13 protein-coding genes are annotated in these 19,761 nt (G+C 60.0%); 5 read left to right on the top strand and 8 right to left on the bottom strand.

What is annotated here, in order from left to right:
* Window positions 1-83: 83 nt before the first annotated feature.
* The 8 genes from J0G10_RS19445 to J0G10_RS19410 all read right to left on the bottom strand — a co-directional run bounded on the left by J0G10_RS19445 (window position 84) and on the right by J0G10_RS19410 (window position 13,199).
* Window positions 84-2,576 (bottom strand): fimbria/pilus outer membrane usher protein, encoded by a 2,493-nt coding sequence (locus tag J0G10_RS19445; protein WP_220556500.1) that lies wholly within the window; start codon window positions 2,574-2,576, stop codon window positions 84-86.
* A gap of 84 nt (window positions 2,577-2,660) precedes the next feature.
* Entirely contained in the window at window positions 2,661-3,410 is a 750-nt protein-coding gene (locus J0G10_RS19440) for a fimbrial biogenesis chaperone (RefSeq protein WP_099756667.1), read from the bottom strand.
* Window positions 3,411-3,482: 72 nt separating this feature from the next.
* A complete protein-coding gene (locus J0G10_RS19435) occupies window positions 3,483-4,079 on the bottom strand; it encodes a fimbrial protein (protein ID WP_099756666.1) in 597 nt (198 codons plus the stop codon).
* 109 nt (window positions 4,080-4,188) lie between these two features.
* Complete coding sequence (locus J0G10_RS19430) at window positions 4,189-4,836, bottom strand: response regulator (protein ID WP_220556499.1); 648 nt, start codon at window positions 4,834-4,836, stop codon at window positions 4,189-4,191.
* 22 nt (window positions 4,837-4,858) lie between these two features.
* Window positions 4,859-8,026: a hybrid sensor histidine kinase/response regulator gene (locus tag J0G10_RS19425; RefSeq protein WP_220556498.1), complete on the bottom strand. Its 3,168-nt coding sequence runs from the start codon at window positions 8,024-8,026 to the stop codon at window positions 4,859-4,861.
* Window positions 8,027-8,112: 86 nt separating this feature from the next.
* Window positions 8,113-9,300 (bottom strand): response regulator cyclic di-GMP phosphodiesterase PvrR, encoded by a 1,188-nt coding sequence (gene pvrR / locus J0G10_RS19420; RefSeq protein WP_220556497.1) that lies wholly within the window; start codon window positions 9,298-9,300, stop codon window positions 8,113-8,115.
* Entirely contained in the window at window positions 9,287-12,100 is a 2,814-nt protein-coding gene (locus tag J0G10_RS19415; RefSeq protein WP_220558878.1) for an ATP-binding protein, read from the bottom strand. Before J0G10_RS19415 ends, pvrR begins: the two co-directional genes overlap by 14 nt.
* 94 nt (window positions 12,101-12,194) lie before the next feature.
* The gene (locus J0G10_RS19410; RefSeq protein ID WP_150693896.1) at window positions 12,195-13,199 is read right to left on the bottom strand and encodes a fimbrial protein; all 1,005 of its coding nucleotides are present in this window, start codon (window positions 13,197-13,199) and stop codon (window positions 12,195-12,197) included.
* Window positions 13,200-13,377: 178 nt separating this feature from the next.
* Here J0G10_RS19410 and J0G10_RS19405 point away from each other — a divergent pair, with 178 nt between their 5' ends.
* The 5 genes from J0G10_RS19405 (at window position 13,378) to J0G10_RS19385 (ending at window position 19,752) form a co-directional block, all read left to right on the top strand.
* Window positions 13,378-14,697: a hypothetical protein gene (locus tag J0G10_RS19405; protein WP_220556496.1), complete on the top strand. Its 1,320-nt coding sequence runs from the start codon at window positions 13,378-13,380 to the stop codon at window positions 14,695-14,697.
* 229 nt (window positions 14,698-14,926) lie between these two features.
* Window positions 14,927-15,409 carry a MarR family winged helix-turn-helix transcriptional regulator gene (locus J0G10_RS19400; RefSeq protein ID WP_220556495.1) on the top strand — a complete coding sequence of 161 codons (483 nt, stop codon included), beginning with the start codon at window positions 14,927-14,929 and terminating at the stop codon, window positions 15,407-15,409.
* Window positions 15,399-16,868 (top strand): efflux transporter outer membrane subunit, encoded by a 1,470-nt coding sequence (locus J0G10_RS19395; protein ID WP_220556494.1) that lies wholly within the window; start codon window positions 15,399-15,401, stop codon window positions 16,866-16,868. Before J0G10_RS19400 ends, J0G10_RS19395 begins: the two co-directional genes overlap by 11 nt.
* 15 nt (window positions 16,869-16,883) lie before the next feature.
* Window positions 16,884-18,086: an HlyD family secretion protein gene (locus J0G10_RS19390; RefSeq protein ID WP_220556493.1), complete on the top strand. Its 1,203-nt coding sequence runs from the start codon at window positions 16,884-16,886 to the stop codon at window positions 18,084-18,086.
* 136 nt (window positions 18,087-18,222) lie between these two features.
* Window positions 18,223-19,752: a DHA2 family efflux MFS transporter permease subunit gene (locus tag J0G10_RS19385; RefSeq protein WP_095050765.1), complete on the top strand. Its 1,530-nt coding sequence runs from the start codon at window positions 18,223-18,225 to the stop codon at window positions 19,750-19,752.
* The last annotated feature ends 9 nt before the right edge of the window (window positions 19,753-19,761 follow it).

The following is a 19,761-nucleotide window of genomic DNA, read 5'->3' as shown; positions in this document are numbered from 1 at the left end:
CTCCCACAAGCTTCTGTGGCGTACATGATTGTTGTGTGCGCCAAGGACTTTGTGGGAGCTGGCTTGCCAGCGATGGCGTCTTCTCAGTCAGCCACTGGCGCGCGGCACACCAGGGAGGCCCGCTCGTAGTTCAACGCCTTGTCCCGCTCGGGCAGTGCATACGACGCCTCGCAGCGCTGGCCTTGCCAATTGATGGTCAGGGTGCCGGCGTCGTCCGCGACCAGCGCCAGTGCCTTGCCGCTCGGGTCGGAGATTGCCAGTTGCTTACCCGCGCCATCTTCAAGCGACGCGCCGAAGGGAATCGGCTGGTGCTGCGCATCGAACAAGGCAAATTGCACACGGCGACCGGTCTTGCTCGCATAGCGCGCCAGCACCACCGCACCGCGGCGCGGCACCACTTGCCGGGTCGCATTGTCGATCTCGATATCGCCGCCCAGATCGCGGGTATCGAGGTTGATCCAGTTGACCCGATAGGGTTGCGCGTTGGGCACCACGGCATAGCCGTTACGCCCGGTTTTCGCTCCGGAGAAACTGCCGATTTTCACCCCGGAAACGCCTTCGACCTGCGCCAACGCAAACGTCTCACCCACGGTTTGCCCGAGGTTGATCCCGCCGCCGTGGCCGACGATCGAGCCGGCCAGATTGAGATTCTGCGAGTTGTAGCCGCGGCCCTGGCTGTAACCGGCGCTGATGTCCATCACAGAGGTGCGGGTGCTCAGGTTGGCTGAACCGCTGCTGCCTCCGGTGCTGCTGTTGCCGCCTTGCACCGAGTAATAAGTGTCGCTGTCTTCCGTCAGGTAACCGTTGATCCCGACCTGGGTGCTGTCGGTGGCTTTCTGCGTGCTCGCGGAAACGAACGCCCTCGGCGCGCGCGGTTTTGAACCCAGCGGGAACGACAGTGACAGGTTGACCAGGGTGTCGTTGTTCGCCGGCCCATAGTTGCCGACGTCCTTGGTGTAAGTCGCGCCGAGGTTGTAGCTGACATCGCCCCAATAGTTGCTGTAACCCGCCGACAGGCTTTGCGATCCGCCGCGCCCCCAATAACGCTGGTCACTGGCGTTGAGGTAAACGCTGCCATATTGCTGGTTAGTCCCCAGGCTCTGGTTGATGGTCAGGTCGGTACGGGTTTTCGAGTTGCCCGTGCGTTTTTCGCCCTCGTGGCTCAGTTCCTCGACGTGGTCGGTGAGGGTGCGATAGCCCTCGGTCGAATAGCGATAGGCGGCGAGGGTGAAGCTGGTGTCGGTGCCGGTAAATGTCTTGGCGTACAGCGCGCGCAAACTGTTGCCTTTGACCACTTGGCCAAAGGTGCGGCTGGCGGAATGGGTCACGTCCAGTGACACGGCGCCGATCGGCGTATTGCGCCCGGCGCCCACGGACAACGCCTGGAAATTCTCGGTCGCCTGTACGCCGACGATGCCGGACAAGTTGCTGCTGATGCCATAGGCCAGCGTGCTGCTGACGAACTGCGGCGATTGCTGATCATCGCTGTTGCTGTTGTAGCGGCCGGCCGAGACGCTGTACTTCAACTGCCCCTGGCGCACCATGATCGGCAGGCTGGAAAATGCCTGCACTGTCACCCGGCGCTGACCGTCGGCCTCGATAATCGTGATTTCGAGATCGCCGTTGGAACCGCTGGGATAGATATCGCTGATCTCGAAGGGGCCCGGCGGCACGTTGGTGGTGTAGAGGATGTAGTTGTTCTGACGAATTTCCACCGTGGCGCTGGACTGGGCAATCCCGCGAATGACCGGTGCATAACCGCGCTCGCTGTCGGCGCGCATGCCGTCATCGGAGGCCAGTTTCAAGCCGCGATAGCGCACGCTGTCAAACAGGTCGGCGTCGGAGAAAATATCCCCGGCACTGAACTGGCCTTTCAACGCGGTCAGGTCATGTTGCAGATAGCTGCGGTTGCTTTTGAAGGTGCTCGGCTGGCCCGTGCTGCTGTTGAAGTTGGACTCGTTGCGCAAGCGCCAGCCACCGAGGTTGATGCCGTTGCGCAAGCCGACGTTATTGGAAAGCGTGTTGGCGGTCTGCGTGCTGTTACGGTTGCTGCTCAGTTGATAGTTGATAAACGCCGCAGGCACGCCTTCGTCCCACAGGGCCGGGTCAACGTAACCACGCCGGCCACGTTCCATGGCGCTTTGCGGCACGCTGACCAGCAGGCGCAGGCGCGGCACGTCGTAACGCACGCTGGCATGTTCGATCAATGCCGGCAGGTCGAGGCAGGCGTTCGGGTCGTCAGCGTTGAGTTTGCCGCTGGCATGCAACTTGGCGATGTCGACGCCCAATTGCTGGACCATTTCCAGGGTCAGGCAGGCCTGGATCTTGCCGTTGCCGGGGTGGCGACGGAAGTCGATGTCGCGACGACCGACCAGCGTGTCGTTGCTGTAGAGGTCAACCCGGTAGTTGCCGGGCAGTACGCTGTTGCTGGCGAGCAGCGATTGCACATCGACAGTCGACGCGGCACCTTGCAGAAACGACGTGTTGAACTGTTCTTCGCCGTCAGCCTGGCACGCCGAGCTGATAGCCGAGGCGATCAACAACGACGTCAAACCGTCGCGTTTGAGTAAAAACATGCAGGAACCCTATATCACCTCCGATACGAACTAACGGAGCGAAGAGAAATACAGTGAAAGTGTGCGATCAGAGCGATTCGCGAGTTATGGCGTTTCTTTCTTTGGACTGGCGCTGGTGTCAGCGCTGTTGGAAAGTTGCGCGGTATAACGATCTTGGGCGCCATAGTCGTTAATGCTGCTGAACAACAAATTTGCCGCATTAGTTGAATGAAGTTGTTTGAGGTCGAACTCTTTGCGTTCGCCGGGGGCAATCATCATCGAATCAAACGGGTGCTCGCTGAGTGCGCCGGATTGCAAGGTGATATCGGCAATCGACACGTGATACAGGCCGGGATTGTTCACCACCAGCACGCTTTTGCCGGCACGCTCGGCCAAGCGCCAGGTCAATTCGCCCGGTGCTAGATAGGCGTTGTTTTTCAGGCCGGCCGGGCGGAAGAACACCTTGATGCGCTGGCGCACAGCGAGCTGCAAAGTGTTCTGGGTCTTCGCGTTCTGGGGGATTTCCTGCACGTTGAGCCAGACCACCGATTCGCGGTCGCTCGGCATGCCGGTGCCTTCGTAGATGACCCGCAGTATTTGCTGTTCGTCGCCGCTGACGCGCACCAACGGCGGCGTAACCGCAAACGGCACGGACGCGGATTCGCTGGCGTCGGTGTCGATCCACGACTGGACCAGGACATCTGCACCGCTGTTACGTACGGTGATGCCGGCTTCCTTGTGCTGGCCGTCGAAGACCAGACGGGTGCTGCTCAAGGAAATGCCGGCCGTGGCCTGATTGACCACGAACAGGCCCAGCAGGCCTGCGCAAAAGGACAATGAGTGACGATAAAACATGATGGTTACCGCGCAAGTGATTGAAAGCGCGGAGCCGCGTGGCCCCGCACCGGGCTCGAGCATTCGCGCGGGTTATTCGTATTGCAGGGTGAACGGCAGGGTGGCATCGCCGCGACCGGCAACGGCAGTTGCCACATCGGCGGTGGTGACGTAGGCGGCCGAGAATTTCAGCGTGGTGTTGCTGTCTTGCAGGGTGTTTTCGATCTTCGCGGTGGATGGCGAGCTCAGGTCGATCAACGCGCCGTTGGAGTCGAGTAAGGCGATACCGATGTTCTTCGCAGCGCCCAGGCCGTCGATCAGCTTCAGCACTTTGGTCCCGGCAACGATGCCCGAGCCTGCGCCCTTGGTTGGTTCGAAGATCATCGCCACTTTTGTGCCGGCGTTGCAGTTGATCTTCATGTCGAAGTTTTCGGCGCTCAGGGTGCCGTTGCCTTTAGGTGCAGTGGCGGTGCCCATGTCCTTGATCGACACTTCGCCCATGTTGACCGAAATGGTTTTGTTGCTTCCGGCGCCTTCAACCGAGCAGGCATCGTTGTTGATGGTGCCGGTGAAGTTGATGGTGCCGCTACCAGCCTTAGTCGGGGTTGGGGCCGGTGGATCTTCTGCCAGAGCGTTGCCGGCAGCGGCAATGATCGAAAGGGCGAGAAGTGCGCGAGTCAGCTTTTTCATGTTGTTTTCCAATGGTTGGGGTTAAAACAACAACACGATATAGCGCGCACTTTTGCTGGAACATCAGACGATTCCTAGAAGTCGTCTTTAACTAGAGTGTCATTACCTGTTAGTTAAACAAGTTGCGCTCTATGCAATAAGCCAATAAGTCCTGATCACTGCAGACTTCAAGTTTGCGCATTGCCGATATTTTTTGCGTACTGATGGTTTTAGCACTTCTGTTCAAGTGACGGGCAATGTCGTTGACGCCCTGGCCCTGAACGAATAAACGCAGAATTTCATGCTCCTTGGGCGACAAGCGGGAAAACCGTTCATCCAGATCAGCGCCGTCGTTCACTACGGATATCGGCGCGGGTGCCTGCCAGCGCACCGGGTTGCCTTTGGCGATGGCTTTGAGTGCGGTCTGGATTTCGTCGTGCAACTGGTTTTTCTGAATGACTGCCAGCACACCCAGTTCCTGCAGGCGCGTCAGGATCAATGGATTGGAAATCATGGTCAGTACCAGCACTCGAACCTTGGGAAAGTGCCTTATCAGGTACTCCACCAGTTTCAGGCCGTCACCATAGGTCGAATCGGCAGGCATGTTGAAGTCGGTGATCAACAGATCTACAGGCTTGGTCTCCAGCAGCTTGATCAGCTCATCGGAGCCTACGGCTTCGCCCACCACGCGAAAGCGTTGGTCACGCTCGACCAGTTCCCTTACCCCCAGGAGCACGATGGGATGATCATCGGCAATGACAACGTTGAAGGTTTCCATGAGTGATTTATCCAGAGTGAAGTTATTCGAGGGAGTCGAGCAGATCTTGCAGCCGCGTCAGATTCTGTCGCACCGCCACGGCCAGAGCGGGCGTCACGGCCATGCCGGTCAAGCGACATTCCAGCTCGACAAACGCGCTGGCCATGGCGTTGATCTGCACCGCCCCCAGCGCTCCGGCCATGCTGTGTAGTTGCTGCGCCACGCTGTTGGCGTCGGCGGCATCCAGTGCCGTCAGGGTGGTCTGAATGTCCTGGCGCAGGGTAGTGACAAACAACTCGCGCATTTTTGCAGATAGCGGCGGCGGGGCATCGATAACGGGGGCCACAGCGATTTTGCAATGTTGCTCGAGTTGCGTGCGCAGGGTAGCGAGGTTCAGCGGCTTGACCATCCATGCGTTCATGCCGACGGCGGCACAGCGTTCGCCTTCTTCGCGCAGGGCGTTGGCGGTGACGCCGATGATCGGCAGCGTCGAGTCCTGCTGGCGTACAGCCTCGGCGAGTCGGTAACCATTCATGACCGGCATGTTGACGTCAGTCAGCAGCAGATCGAAGCGGCCGGGCGCCCACTGCGCCAAGGCTTGTTCGCCATTTGCGGCGACGACCACCGCGCAGCCCAGTGCTTCCAGTTGCTCTTTGATGATTGCCGCGTTGATCACGTTGTCTTCGGCCACCAGCACTTGCAGATTCAACGGTCGGGTCTTCGCCTGCGACGAGGCCGGGCGCTGCGCATTGGCGCCGTGTTGTGCCAGATAAATCGCCCAGGCAATTGCGCGCACATCGTCGGCGTCGACCGCCCAGTCTGCACCGCTTGGCTGCGCCGGATTGGGGCCGCCCGCAATGGCGACGATCCGTGGCCCGCTCCAGTGCGGAGCGTTGTCGAGAGGCGTGAGGTCCACCAGCAGCGCCGAGGATGGTGGCATCTCGGTCGTCACCAAGCGGCAATCCAGACCAAAACGCTTGAGCCAGGCAATGAGGTGCAGTGCCAGTTCGCTGATCGGTGCACGTACATAAACGGCGGGGCTTCCGGCCACGAAAGCGGGGCAGTCGGCCAATGCGCCCGGCTTGTTCTCCAGCGTGAGTTGCAGGGTAAAACTGCTGCCCAGTCCCGGTTCGCTGACCACGCTCAACTTCCCTAGCATCAACTCGCACAGCCATTTGCAGATGGCCAGGCCCAGACCCGCGCCGGCCTGACTGTCGGCGTCGTTGACCTGATAGAACGGGTCGAACAATTGCTGGTGCTGCGCCGGGGAAATCCCCACCCCCGAGTCGCTGACCTGCCATTGCACTTCGGCGCTGCCAGCAATGTTTTGCACCACGCGCACGCGCAGTACCACGCGACCGTTGTCGGTGAACTTGATCGCGTTGCTCAGCAGGTTGTTGAGGATCTGGCGGATGCGCAACGGATCACCGCGCAGTTGATCCGGCAAGCCCGAATCGATGCAGGCATACAGTTGCAGGCCTTTAGCGCGGGCAAATGCGCTGTAAGTACGCACGACATCTTCAGTCAGCTCCAGCGGGCAGAAGTCCTGAAGCTCAAGGGTCATTTGCCCGGCCTCGATCTTCGACACATCGAGCACATCGCTGATCAGCTTGAACAGGCTGGCGGAGGAACGCTGGATGGTGTCCAGATAATCCTGCTGGCGCGGGGCGAGCGGAGTCAGCCCGAGCAATTCGAGGGTGCCCAGCACGCCGTAGAGCGGGGTACGAATTTCATGGCTCATGGTGGCGAGGAAGCGGCTCTTGGCCTGGTTGGCCGAGTCGGCCGCATGACGGGCTTCTTCCAGGGCGGCGGCGTCTTCGATATGCCGGGTCACGTCATGCAACGCACACAACCAGGCATCCTGGCCTTGATAGCGCGTCGAGACGAAAGCCAGATGCAGATGACGCCCGTCGATCTCGAGATCGGCATGGCCGGACTCGCTGTGTGACTTGAGCAGGCTCATCAAACGGCTGCTGTCGTGCCATTGCTGGGCGCGCTGGTTTTCCAGGAGCACGTGGTGATCGCTGCGGCGAATCACACAGAGGCCGGTCGGTGCGGTGTCGATCACCGCACGGCTGAACGCCTCGCTTTCGGCGATGCTCGCGTGCGCACTTTGCGCGGGGATGATCACGCGCGCGGTGTACCAGCGATTGATGACCCGACCGCAACCAAGCAACGCCAGCACCACTGCCACGAGGCACAGCAATGGCCACAGCGCATAGCTGAGAAAACTGCGCAGGCTGATGACGTAGATCGCGGTCCAGTGCTGTGCGCCGGGGCTGCTCAGTTTGAACACCAGGCCGTCACGGTCGAAATTTATCCCCTCATCCAGTTCCTGGTCGGATCTCTGTGCGCCGGTCAAGACCACGCCGGCCGGGGTGATCAAGGTGAAGTCATCGTAAATCGACCACTCCATCAAGCGCTCGATGTTGTTGATCTGGGAAAGTTTCAGCAACGTGCCGAGCACCACCCAGGAATCGGCGCCCTCGATGGCCTGCATAGGCTGGAGCAGATTGATCCTGACGTAGGCCAGCAGCGTCGGTGTTGCCTCGCTGTCCTGAGTGGGCGGGTAGGGCACCCAATGCACTTGATGATCAGCGACTGATGACGGCTGCTCGCGTGCATGCTGATTCACCTGGCTCATCACTTGAGCAAACGCGCCGATCTGCATCGGGCCGGCACCGCGCAAGCGTCCGGCGGAGGGCACGGCCACGTCGAAATTGTCGGGGCCATTGAGCAGGATCACTTGCGGCGACTGATAGTGCGACGCCGCCCAGAACGCGCTGTAGTAGGCGGCCAGATAACTGCCCAGCGCGAAAACCTTGGGGTATTGGTCGGCGGCGATTCTCTGCGGATCGATCTTTACACTGAACGGCAGTGAAAACGGCAAGCCACGGCCCTCATAGACATTCGGGCCTTCTTCGGGCAGCAGTTTTTGCGAATAGGTGGGCAACACCACTAAAGGGAAATATTGACCCTTGGCACTGGCCTGGGAGATATCGCGCAGGAACACTTCCTGCTCATGGATATTTTCCATCAACCGGGCGAAGTGAAATTGCAGGGTGTCGCGCTGCTCTTCGAGCATGCGCTGCACCCCCAGATAGCTGATGCCCAAGAGCAGCAACACCAGGGCGCCGAGCAGCAGTAGACTTTTGTTCAAACGAAGCGAACTGCTGGCCAGTTTGTCCAGAAATGCATTGGTATGCGGCATTACAGCGCCTGACCAGCGGTGATGGGGCAGCCTTGGGACACAGTGACCTCGGTAGCGAGCGACGTTCAATAACAGCCACTTGCCGCTCACCAGGCGTTCGCCGGCCCGTCGTGGGTCAGCAAGTGCTGGAACTGATCGGCTGAAACGGCGTGGGAGATCAGGAAACCCTGAACCTGAGTGCAGTCGATTTTACGCAACAGAGCAAGTTCTTGTGCGGTTTCTACGCCTTCGGCCACCACCGTCAGACCCAGCTGGCGACCGAGGCTGACAATGCTGGTCAGCGCCTGCGCGAGTTCGGCGTTGGCGTTGCAGCCTTGCACCAGCGCGCGGTCGATTTTCAGTTCGGTGAACGGCGCCGACACCAGGTTCATGTACGAGCTGTAGCCCTTGCCGAAATCATCCTGCGACAGACCGAAACCCTTGATCCGCAGACGGCACGCGCCAGCGTAGAAATTGCTGATGTCATCGGGCACCGAGCACTCCATCAACTCGAAACAGATCCGCGCGGGCAAGCCTTGATGGGCAAGCACGAAAGCGAGGATGCGGTCGGGCAGGTCGTGGCTGTTGAGCAGGTGCGTGGGCAGGTTGACCGAAACCGGAATGTCATAGCCCTGTTCGCGCCAGGTCGCTTGGGCGGCGATCGCCTGTTTCAGCACGCACCAGAGCAACGGCTCTTCGAGACCGAACGCAATCAACGCCGGCAAAAATACCCCGGGCAGCAGCGTGCCATGTTCAGGATGATTCCAGCGTACCAGCGCTTCGGCGGCGACGATCCGGCCATTGTTCAAAGCCTTCTTCGGTTGAAACCAGGCTTGCAGTTCACCGTTGTCGAGGGCGTTGCAAATACTCTGGCGATCGATGCCGGGATGGATCGCCGCCGGGACGCTCTGGCGCAGCGCCTGCAATTGATCGATCAGGCAGCGCAGGGCGGCGGCATTCACCGGTTTCGAAATCAGCCCGATGACTTTCACTTGCAGGTTGCTCGCCACCAGGCTCGCGCCCATCAGCATGCGTCGTGAGGCGGCGCTCATGATCGCCAATGCCGGGCGCGAACGTTGCGCGGCGAGGCCCTGAATAAACTGCACACCGTCCATGCCCGGCATCAGCAGATCGGTGAGCACCAGATCGAAGTCGCGTTGTTTCAGGCAGTCCAATGCTTCTTCGCCGTCCTTGGCGCACGCCAGATCGAAGTCGCCCAACTCGCTGAACAGGTTCTGCAAATACAGGTGCTGGAAGGGGTGATCTTCGACAATCAGAATGCTACAGGGCTTCATGGACGACTCGTTCGTAGGGAGCCAGGACAGCGAACAAGGCTCGTAGCGTAAAAGGTTTGACCAGGCAGTGATTCATGCCCGCAGCCAGGCACAGCGCATCCTCACCGCGCAGGGCGTTGGCGGTCGCGCCGATGATCGGGATGCTGCAACCGAGGCGCCGCAGGGCTTTGGCCAGTTCGTAGCCGTTGAGTCGGGGCATGTTGACGTCAGTCAGGACGATGTCGAACGCAGCGTCGGGCCACAGCGACAAGGCCTCTTCGCCATCGCTGGCCAGCGCTACGGTGCAGCCCAGTTCTTCGAGCTGATCGCGCAGGATCAACTGATTGATGACGTTGTCTTCGGCCACCAGAATGTGCAGGCGCAACGGACGCAGGGCATGGGGTTCACTGTCTTGCGGGCGGTGAACGATCTGGCCGCTCTGGGCCTGGCGAACGGCGCGTTGGATCGCCAACAGATCATTCAGATTGACCTGCCAACCGTCGCCGCTGAACTGCGGCTCATGGGCGCCGTCACCGCTGGCGAGTACGCGCGGGCCACGCCATGCCAGGTTCGGGCGCTGTCCGAAGGCTGCGGGGTACAGTTCCAGCAGCACCGCCGTCGCATCAGGCTCGATGCCGTCCGGTGCGCCGATATGCGCGCGGGCGCCCCAGCGGCGCAACCAGCCACTGATGCTGTCGGCCAGTTCGCGCACGGGCGAAACGACATAGATGAGGTCCGCGGCCAAGGGCGGCAAAGCAGTAGAGGGTGCGTTGCCGCAGCGTTGCTCCAGCGGCACGCTGAGGGAAAAACTGCTGCCCAGGCCCGGCTCGCTGACCATGCGCAGAGTGCCGTTCATCAAGTGCGTCAGACGTTGGCAAATGGGCAGACCGAGGCCCGTGCCGGCGACCACATTGGTGTTGCCGGCGGTCTGGTAGAACGGCTCGAAAATGAACGCCTGATCGTCATGGGCGATGCCTTTGCCGGTGTCGGAAACCTGCCATTGCAGGCACACGCGTTCGCCTTCGCGAGCGAGCAGTCTGACCCGCAATACCACGCGCCCGGAATCGGTGAACTTGACCGCGTTGCTCAGCAGATTATTGAGGATCTGCCGTACGCGGCTGACATCGCCCAGCAGGCAATCGGGCAGTTGCGGATCGAGGCAGGCATAGAGTTGCAGACCTTTGCTTTGCGCGGCGGCGGCATAGCCTTGCACCACTTCGTGCACCAGTCCCGGGACGGAAAACTCGCTCAGCTCCAGAGCCAGTTGCCCGGCCTCGATCTTCGACACATCGAGCACGTCGCAAATCAACTGCAGCAACGTAGCCGATGATCCTTCGATTGCCCGCAGGTAACTTTTCTGCTGAGTGTCCAGTTGCGTGCGCGCGAGCAACTCCAGGGTGCCCAGCACGCCGTAGAGCGGGGTGCGTATTTCGTGGCTCATGGTCGCCAGAAACAAGGTCTTGGCTTCGTTGGCGGCATCGGCCGATTGGCGCGCCTGTTCCAGCGCTGCTTCGATCTGTCGCCGAGCGCTGATGTCACTGAACGCACAGAGCAAGACGTCTTCACCTTTGTAGCGGGTCGGCGCACAGCTCAGGTACAGGTGACGACCGTCGGAAGTCTCGAAGTAATCGGTCAGGCACGGCGAGTGTTGGTCGAACGCATCGCGGATCCAGCCGGCGCCCAGTTGCTCGCTGCACGGGCCGAGCCATTGCCGAGCGAGGGTGTTATCCAGCACCACTTGGCCGTCACTGCGGCGCAGCACGCACAGCGCCACCGGCGCGGTCTGAATCACGTCGCGGCTGAACAGTTCGCTTTCCACCAGCGCCTGAATGCGCTGGATCGCCGGGGTGATGAAACGATGCTCCAGACGACGGACCAACAGGCACACCAGGCTGATACTCAACACGCAGAACAGCAGCGCGCCGAGCATTTGTGGCCACAGGGCGCGCAGCACCGCCAGCAAGTCGATGGAGTAAGTCAGCTGCCAGTCCGAGGATTTCAGCTGCTTGCGCAACACCAATTGCTCGGGCAGCCAGCCATCGCCGACGAAGCCGAAGAAATCCTGTTGTCGCAGCAACGGCAGGTGCTGTTCTGGCGGTGGTTTGTGGCTGTTGCTGAACAGCGGTTTGCCTTGGGAGTTGAACATGGTGAACTCGCCGGCACTGTGGTCGTTCAGGGCGCTGGAGACTTCGCGGTCGTCCATTTCCAGGCCGAGCCAGCCGGAGTTGATATCGCGCGCGTCTAGACGAATGAAGATGTATAGCTGCGAGTGGCCGTCGGCGGCATGGGTCAGCCAGAGTTCTTTGACGTTGCCGCTGTTGTGGTGCTTGAGGGTCTGCAGTTGTTCGAGCATGGTCTCGGGGACACGGCCGATCACCGCGGTTGCGTTGTACAGCCGCAACACTTGGGTCCGGGGGCCGCTGCTGACGTAGACCAGGTTGAGCTGCCGGGCCTTGAGGTAATCGCGCATGCGTCGGGTCAGCCAGATGCTCCATTGCTGCCCCGGCGCTTGCCCGAGCAGCAGGCGGATCTCTTCCTCGGAGACCGGCAAATCCATGTTGGCCATGTGCGTAGCCGACAGGCTCAGGCTTTCCAGCAGTGCTTCGCGGGTGGTGAAAAAGGTATGCGCTTCGGCGATGGCGCTGCTCATGTAGCTGCGCCGTTGGGAAATCTCATTGTTGAAGGTAAACAGCAGAAAGCTGTAGACGCCGCCGAGAATGCCCACCAGCAGCACCAGGGCAAAAATGCGCAGCAGACGCCGCGCCGCATCGGGCGAGGACAGGATCGGGCTGATCTGGTGGAGGTAGTTCTTCAATCGCATCCCGGCACAGTAGAAGCGGCCGGGCATGATGAAAATCAGACGATTCTTAAAGAGAGCTGCGCAAACAATTGGCTATAGCAACGCATCAATGGATTCAAAGGTAACTCATGACAAATGCAATCGTTGCGTTGGCTGTTCCGGCGCGCATGCCCTTGTCAAACCCACCATTGCCACCTGTTTCAGCGACGCGAAAGTAACGAGCGCTCAGGGGGATCTTCAAGTTGCCTCCCACAGAGGGATAGTCTGCGAATACATAGCTTTGATTTAAAACCAAGGGGTTTCCATCGCTATTGAGTACTTGCAAAGCCACACCCTGAGCAGTCGAATCTGCACTCAGCTGTACGATACCCCTCGTGGAATTTTGCGAGGGAGAAGTTGGGGTAGGCTTGAGTGTATAAGTTACTTTTTTTATGCCTGGCGGACAATTGTTAAGGCTGATGTCAAATTTGACCAGCTCAGAATATGCTCCGTTGTGGGCAAAGCTACTCATGTCATGCGACCCCATGTCTACTTTGATGTCAGGCGTTTCACAGGATTGAGGCACAATCGTTGTGCCATTGGTCGCCATTGCTAGTGGTGATACACCATCTGCATGGAAAGTCCCCAGTGTTCCTGCCGGGATTTTCTGTACATCGATTACATCCGCTATTTTGAATAGTCGTAGCACGTGTCTTGTGGTGTCCCATCCGTACCCGCCCGCTGCTCGGCGAATAGCCGGATAAATGGGTATGGTTATACCTTCTCTGAAGGACCACTGCCATGCGAGCCCGGTGTTTCCGATTGCGTAAACAAGGTCACCCGATTTAGACACACCGACGTTGTTCTGAACACCATATGAAAACTCGTTAGTACATCTATACGAGCTGGGCGTAGGTCCAAGTGTTAATGAAGGACTTTCATATATTACGGTGCCGTTAGGTGTATCACGAGGAATCGAAAGTGTAGTGGGTAATTGCATAGTGAGAGTTGTTTGATGATGGCCCGGGAAGAACGAGCAATTAGCCGCGCCTGCGTAGCTGGGCGCGAAAAGTAACGACAGACATAGCGTGTGAATCATTTTCGTTAGCTGGAGCAGGCGCTGGAGTTTGAAACGCTTCATGAAGGGGTTTACGTAATTGGCCAAAGAGCGGCGTACGTTAAACACGCCGTTTGCCGATGGACATCAGGCGATTCTTAGAACACGCTCCCGCGCCTGCGCAAACGCGGCGATGTATTAGACTCACCACAGCCTGAAAACCGTGCAGGTTGTGCGGCCCCCGGTTCACCAGAGAGGTCATATGGTCCGCTTGAGTATGGTCTTGCTCGGTCACGAATTCGTCCGCAAGCGTTGGTCCGCGCTGGCGTTGACGGGCATTGTCTGGGGCGCGGCCGGAGTGGGCATCTTCATTGATGCGCTGGACGGCGTTCTGTATTTTCCGCTGCATCTCTTCGGCTATCTGTTGCTGCTCGAAGCGCTGATCCTGCTGCTGGTGCCGGCACCGCAAGCCGGGACCGCTGCGGCCCTGCGCAGAGCGCGCGGACTGGCTTTTCTCTTGCTGGGACTGCTGATCGTCGACCGGCAACACGCTGCCGGGCTGATTCTGGCGGTGCTGTTTGGCGGGGCTTTTTTGCTCGATGGCGGTTTTCGGTTGGCGGCGGCGCTGGTGGTGCGCTTTGTCGGTTGGCAAGTGTCGTTGCTGGCGGGGTTGTTCGAAATCGGCTTTGGCGTGTTTATCCTTGAGCCGTATCCGACGCTGTATAAGGGCACGGTGCCGTTTTGCATTGGCATGAGCCTTTTCCTCACCGGTTGCGCCTTGTTGCGGCAAGCCGTGCGCTTCAAAAACCAGCTGCCGCTGACCAGTCCTGCTGCAGTGAGTGCGCCGGCCAGCAGCGACGCGTTGGTGATTCACGTCTGGACCCCCAGTGGCACCGTGGATGACACCCTGGTGCGCAATCGGCTGCTCAACCGCTACATCGCGGCGGTCGACATCAACGGCGTGATTTCCGCCGGCCATGCGGCGCTGGAATGCGGGCCGGACATTTACATCAGCCATTACCCGCAGGACGACATTGATCGTTCGGCGGGGGATTTCGTGCGCTTGCTGCGGGCGACGCCGAACAACGATGTTGCCGGTAGGTTTTTGCCGGACTATGCCGGCGAGGTGGCTGACTGGTGTCCGTCTTCGGTGCAGGTCAGTTTTGCTCATTACGACGCCCGGCGCCTGCATGCGTTCTGGACGGAGTATCGGCAGAACAGCACGTACAACCTGACCAGTCGCAATTGTTCCAGCGCCGTCGCCCATAGCCTCGAAGCGGCCTTGGAAGGGGCGATGAACCGGGGCCATTCGAGCATGCTGGATTTCACCCGAGTCATCTTCAGCCCCGAGTTCTGGGTTGCCGCGCAAGTGCGCAAACGCGCCGAGGCGATGGCGTGGACGCCCGGACTGGTGCTTGATTATGCGCGAGCGTTGCATGCTGCAATCGAGCCGGCACCGCCGGGCTGGCACAGCATTTATGCGGTGAGCAAGCGGGCCTTTGGTTATGTGGGCACTGCGTTGCGCGGGCGTGAGGTGCATCCGGTGCAACCGCCACCTGTGCATCCTTCTGACGAATCCTGACCGACTTCACACCGAGTCGCTCCAATCGCGAGCAGGCGAAGGCCTACATTTGAAATGCGTTCCCTTGTAGGAGTGAGCCTGCTCGCGATGGCGTCCGCCTGTGCAACACAAAAACCCAGTCCACTGGTCAACTAATTACCAAGCCTCCTAACTATTCCATTGACATTCGCTGCCTAGGCAGTAACATCTCGACATACATTCACTGCCTAGGCAGTTATTAGGTGAGCAAATGAAGCATTTCACCCCGGACGAATTCAAACATTGCCATCTCGGCCTGTTGCTGGGCCGTGCGGCGCTGCTCAAGGACCGGATCATCGACACCCACATGGAACCCCACGGCATCACCGCCGCGCAGTTCAAGGTGTTGATCATCATGGCCCAGTTCGGCGTCGATACCCCGGCCGAACTATGCCGGCACCTGTCGCTCGACAGCGGCTCGATGACGCGCATGCTCGATCGTCTGGAGCAGAAAGGCTTTCTGGCTCGCCGGCGCAGCGAAGGCGATCGCCGTCAGGTGCAACTCAAGCTGACCGAGCAAGGCCAGCAACTGGCCGATCGTCTGCCGCATATCGGCGCCGATGCGATGAATGAACTGGCCGGCGCCGTCACTCCGGACGAGTTGAAGACCCTGGAATACATCCTCAAGAAAATCCTGCTGGCAGCCGGTGACCCGATCACCATCCAGCGGTTAGGTGAACACAATGAGCGGTAAAACCTTGCGCGGCAGCCTGACGCTGGTGCTGTCGGCGATGATTCTCGCCGGTTGCGCCAACTACAGCGGCCTCGACACTTCAGGCGCGAGCCTCGATGCGAAAAATCTGAAAGTCGGCCAGTCTCTCAACGGCGTGACCCTGTCGCCGGCCGCCTGGCCGAAAAGCGACTGGTGGACCAGCCTCGGTGATCCGCAGCTCGACGGTCTGATCCGCGAAGCGCTGCACGACAGCCCGGACATACAAATCGCCGCAGCGCGCGCCCATCAGGCCAGCGCCGCCGCGTATGCCGCCGACGCCGAACGCTATCCGACCCTCGACGCCAGCGCCGGCATCAGCCGTTCGCGTCTGGCCAAGGATCAGGACCCGCGAGGGCAGGGCGATGCCTACGCCACCGTGCGTAACGTCAGCGCCGGTTTCAATTACAACTTCGACCTCTGGGGCGGCCAGCGTGATGCGTGGGAAGCCGCACTGGGCCAGGCTCGCGCCGCTGAGGTCGATCGTCAGGCTGCACAACTGACCCTCGCCGCCGACGTCGCTCGCGCTTACAGCGATCTCGGTCAGGCGCACATCGTTTATGACCTGGCCAACGAAGACCTCAAACGCACCAAGCAGATGCTCGACCTGAGCCAGCGTCGCCTGAGTTCCGGGATCGACAGCCAGTACCAGTTCCAGCAAACCCAGAGTCTGGAAGCCAGTTCCGAAGCCAGCCTGATCGACGCAGAAAAACGCCTGAACAGCGCCAAGATCGCCTTGGCCGTACTGCTCGGCAAAGGCCCGGATCGCGGCAACGAAATTGCCCGACCGAAAGTCCTGCAAGCCAGCGCTGTCGCCGTGCCGTCGGTGCTGCCGGCGGAACTGCTCGGTCGTCGCCCGGATCTGGTCGCTGCGCGCTGGCGCGTTGAAGCGGCGAGCAAGGATATCGACTCGGCGAAAACCCGCTTCTATCCCAACTTGAACCTGTCGGCCTCGGCCGGTGCCGAGTCCTTGTTGGGTGATGCGATGTTCGGTTCGGCCAGTCGCTTCTTCAACATTGCCCCGACCATCTCGGTGCCGATCTTCGACGGCGGACGCCTGCGCGCCAACCTCGATGCGCGCGACGCCGATTACGACCTAGCGGTGGCGCAGTACAACAAAAGTCTGGTGAAGGCACTGGGCGATGTCAGCGACACGCTCAACCAGTTGCGTGACATCGGCCGGCAGATCGGTGCGCAGCAACACGCCACCGACATTGCTCAGGATTCTTACAACACCGTCGTCCAGCGTTACGGTTCCGGCATCGGCAACTACCTGGACGTGCTCAGCATTGAGCAGCAATTGCTGCAGGCCCAGCGTCAACTGGCCAACCTCAATGCCGAGCAGATCGACCTGTCGATTCAACTGATGCAAGCGCTGGGCGGCGGCTTCCAGGGTGACACCCTGACCGCAGCCAACGCCAGCCCAGCCACGCCGCACAACTAATTCAAGGTACTTGTCATGGCCACTGCCGAAAACACCCAAGCTCAAGGCAACACCCCGGACACCGGTAACCCGCGCAAACGCAAAGTGATGCTGCTGGTGCTGGCCGTTGTCGTCGCGCTCGCCTGCGCCGGCGTCTGGGCGTATCACGAATTCATCGGGCGCTTTAACGAAAGCACTGACGACGCCTACGTCAACGGCAACGTTGTCGAAATCACCCCCCTGGTGACCGGCACCGTGGTCAGCATTGGTGCTGACGATGGTGATCTGGTTCACGAAGGTCAGGTGCTGATCAACTTCGACCCGAACGACGCTGAAGTCGGTCTGCTAAGTGCCCAGGCGAAACTGGCGCGCACCGTGCGTCAGGTACGCGGCCTCTACAGCAACGTTGACGGCATGAAAGCCCAGGTCAATGCGCAACAGGCCGAAGTACAGAAGGCGCAGGACAACTACAACCGCCGGAAAAACCTAGCGCAGGGCGGGGCGATTTCTCAGGAAGAACTGTCCCACGCTCGCGACGACCTGACCTCGGCGCAGAACGCCCTGGCCAACGCCAAGCAGCAGCTGAAAACCACCAGCGCGCTGGTCGATGACACCGTGGTGTCGTCGCATCCGGACGTGATGTCGGCGGCTGCAGATCTGCGTCAGGCCTACCTGACCAATGCTCGTAGCACTTTGATCGCGCCGGTCACCGGTTACGTCGCCAAGCGCACCGTGCAACTCGGTCAGCGTGTGCAGCCGGGCACGGCGTTGATGGCGGTGATTCCGCTGGATCAGCTGTGGATTGACGCCAACTTCAAAGAAACCCAACTGCGTGACATGCGCATCGGCCAGCCGGTCGACATCGAATCCGATATCTACGGCAGCGACGTGAAATACAGCGGCACCGTCGACAGCCTTGGCGCCGGTACCGGTAGCGCGTTTGCTCTGCTGCCGGCGCAGAACGCTACCGGTAACTGGATCAAGATCGTTCAGCGTGTGCCGGTGCGGATTCACATCAACGCTGAAGAACTGGCCAAGCATCCGCTGCGCGTTGGCCTGTCGACCAATGTTGAAGTGAACCTGCACGACCAGAGCGGCCCGGTATTGGCACAGCAGCCTCCACAAAAGGCTTCGTTCAGCACCAACGTCTACGATCGCCAGCTGGCCGAAGCCGACGCGATGATTGCGCAACTGATCCACGACAACAGCGCCGCGGTGAGCAAAACCGCGCAACGCTGATCCCTCACCCTGTGGGAGCGAGCCTGCTCGCGAAAGCGGTGGGTCATTCAGCATTTATTTGTCTGAAAGGCCGCCTTCGCGAGCAGGCTCACTCCTACAGAGAGCCCGGCGCTAATCAGGTTTCATAGGATTCACAATGAGCAATAACGCCTCTTTCACGCCGCCCAGCCTGTTGCTCAGCACCATCGGCCTGTCGCTGGCGACGTTCATGCAAGTGCTCGACACCACCATCGCCAACGTGGCGCTGCCGACGATATCCGGCAACCTTGGGGTGAGTTCGGAGCAGGGCACCTGGGTGATCACCTCGTTCGCCGTGAGCAACGCGATTGCGCTGCCGCTGACCGGTTGGCTCAGCCGCCGTTTCGGCGAGGTGAAGCTGTTTCTCTGGGCCACCATTCTGTTTGTGCTGGCCTCGTTTCTCTGCGGTATCTCAACATCGATGCCGGAACTGATCGGCTTCCGCGTGCTGCAAGGTCTGGTCGCCGGGCCGCTGTACCCGATGACGCAAACCCTGCTGATCGCGGTCTATCCGCCCGCGAAGCGAGGCATGGCCCTGGCGTTACTGGCGATGGTCACGGTGGTTGCGCCAATTGCCGGGCCGATCCTCGGTGGCTGGATTACCGACAGTTACAGCTGGCCGTGGATCTTCTTCATCAACGTGCCGATCGGCATCTTTGCGGTGATGGTAGTGCGCTCGCAACTGGCCAAACGTCCGGTGGAAACCAGCCGTCAGCCGATGGATTACGTCGGCCTGATCACGCTGATCATTGGTGTTGGCGCGTTGCAGGTGATTCTCGACAAGGGCAATGACCTGGATTGGTTCGAGTCGAACTTCATCATCATCGGCGCGGCGATTTCGGTGATCGCGCTGGCGGTGTTCGTAATCTGGGAAATGACCGACCAGCATCCGGTGGTCAACCTGCGGCTGTTCGCCTACCGCAACTTCCGCATCGGCACGCTAGTGTTGGTGCTCGGTTACGCCGGGTTCTTCGGCATCAACCTGATCCTGCCGCAGTGGTTGCAGACACAAATGGGCTACACCGCGACCTGGGCCGGTCTGGCCGTAGCGCCGATCGGCATTCTGCCGGTGCTGCTGTCGCCGTTTGTCGGCAAGTACGCTAACAAGTTCGACCTGCGTTTGCTGGCCGGACTGGCGTTTCTGGCGATTGGCTTGAGTTGCTTTATGCGCGCCGGATTTACCAATGAAGTGGATTTCCAGCACATTGCGCTGGTGCAGTTGTTCATGGGCATTGGTGTGGCGCTGTTCTTTATGCCGACCTTGAGCATTCTGATGTCGGACCTGCCGCCGAGCCAGATTGCCGATGGTGCTGGTCTTGCGACTTTTCTGCGGACGTTGGGCGGTAGCTTTGCGGCGTCGCTGACCACGTGGATCTGGATTCGCCGCGCGGATCAGCATCATGCGTATATGAGTGAGAGCATCAGCACTTTCGAACCGGCGACTCGCGAGACCTTGAATCATTTGGGCGGGGCGAGCCAGTCGGCTTATGCGCAGATGGATCAGATTTTGACGAGCCAGGCGTACATGCTCTCCACCGTGGATTACTTCACGCTGCTGGGCTGGGGGTTTATGGGGTTGATTCTGATTGTGTGGCTGGCGAAGCCGCCGTTTGCTGCGAAGGCGGGGCCTGCGGCTTCAGGGCACTAAGGTCAAAAG

This window comes from Pseudomonas germanica (assembly GCF_019614655.1).
In the GTDB taxonomy this organism is placed as follows: domain Bacteria; phylum Pseudomonadota; class Gammaproteobacteria; order Pseudomonadales; family Pseudomonadaceae; genus Aquipseudomonas; species Aquipseudomonas neuropathica.
Note: the sequence above shows the minus strand (reverse complement) of the source record. Positions and strands in the feature narration are given on the sequence as shown.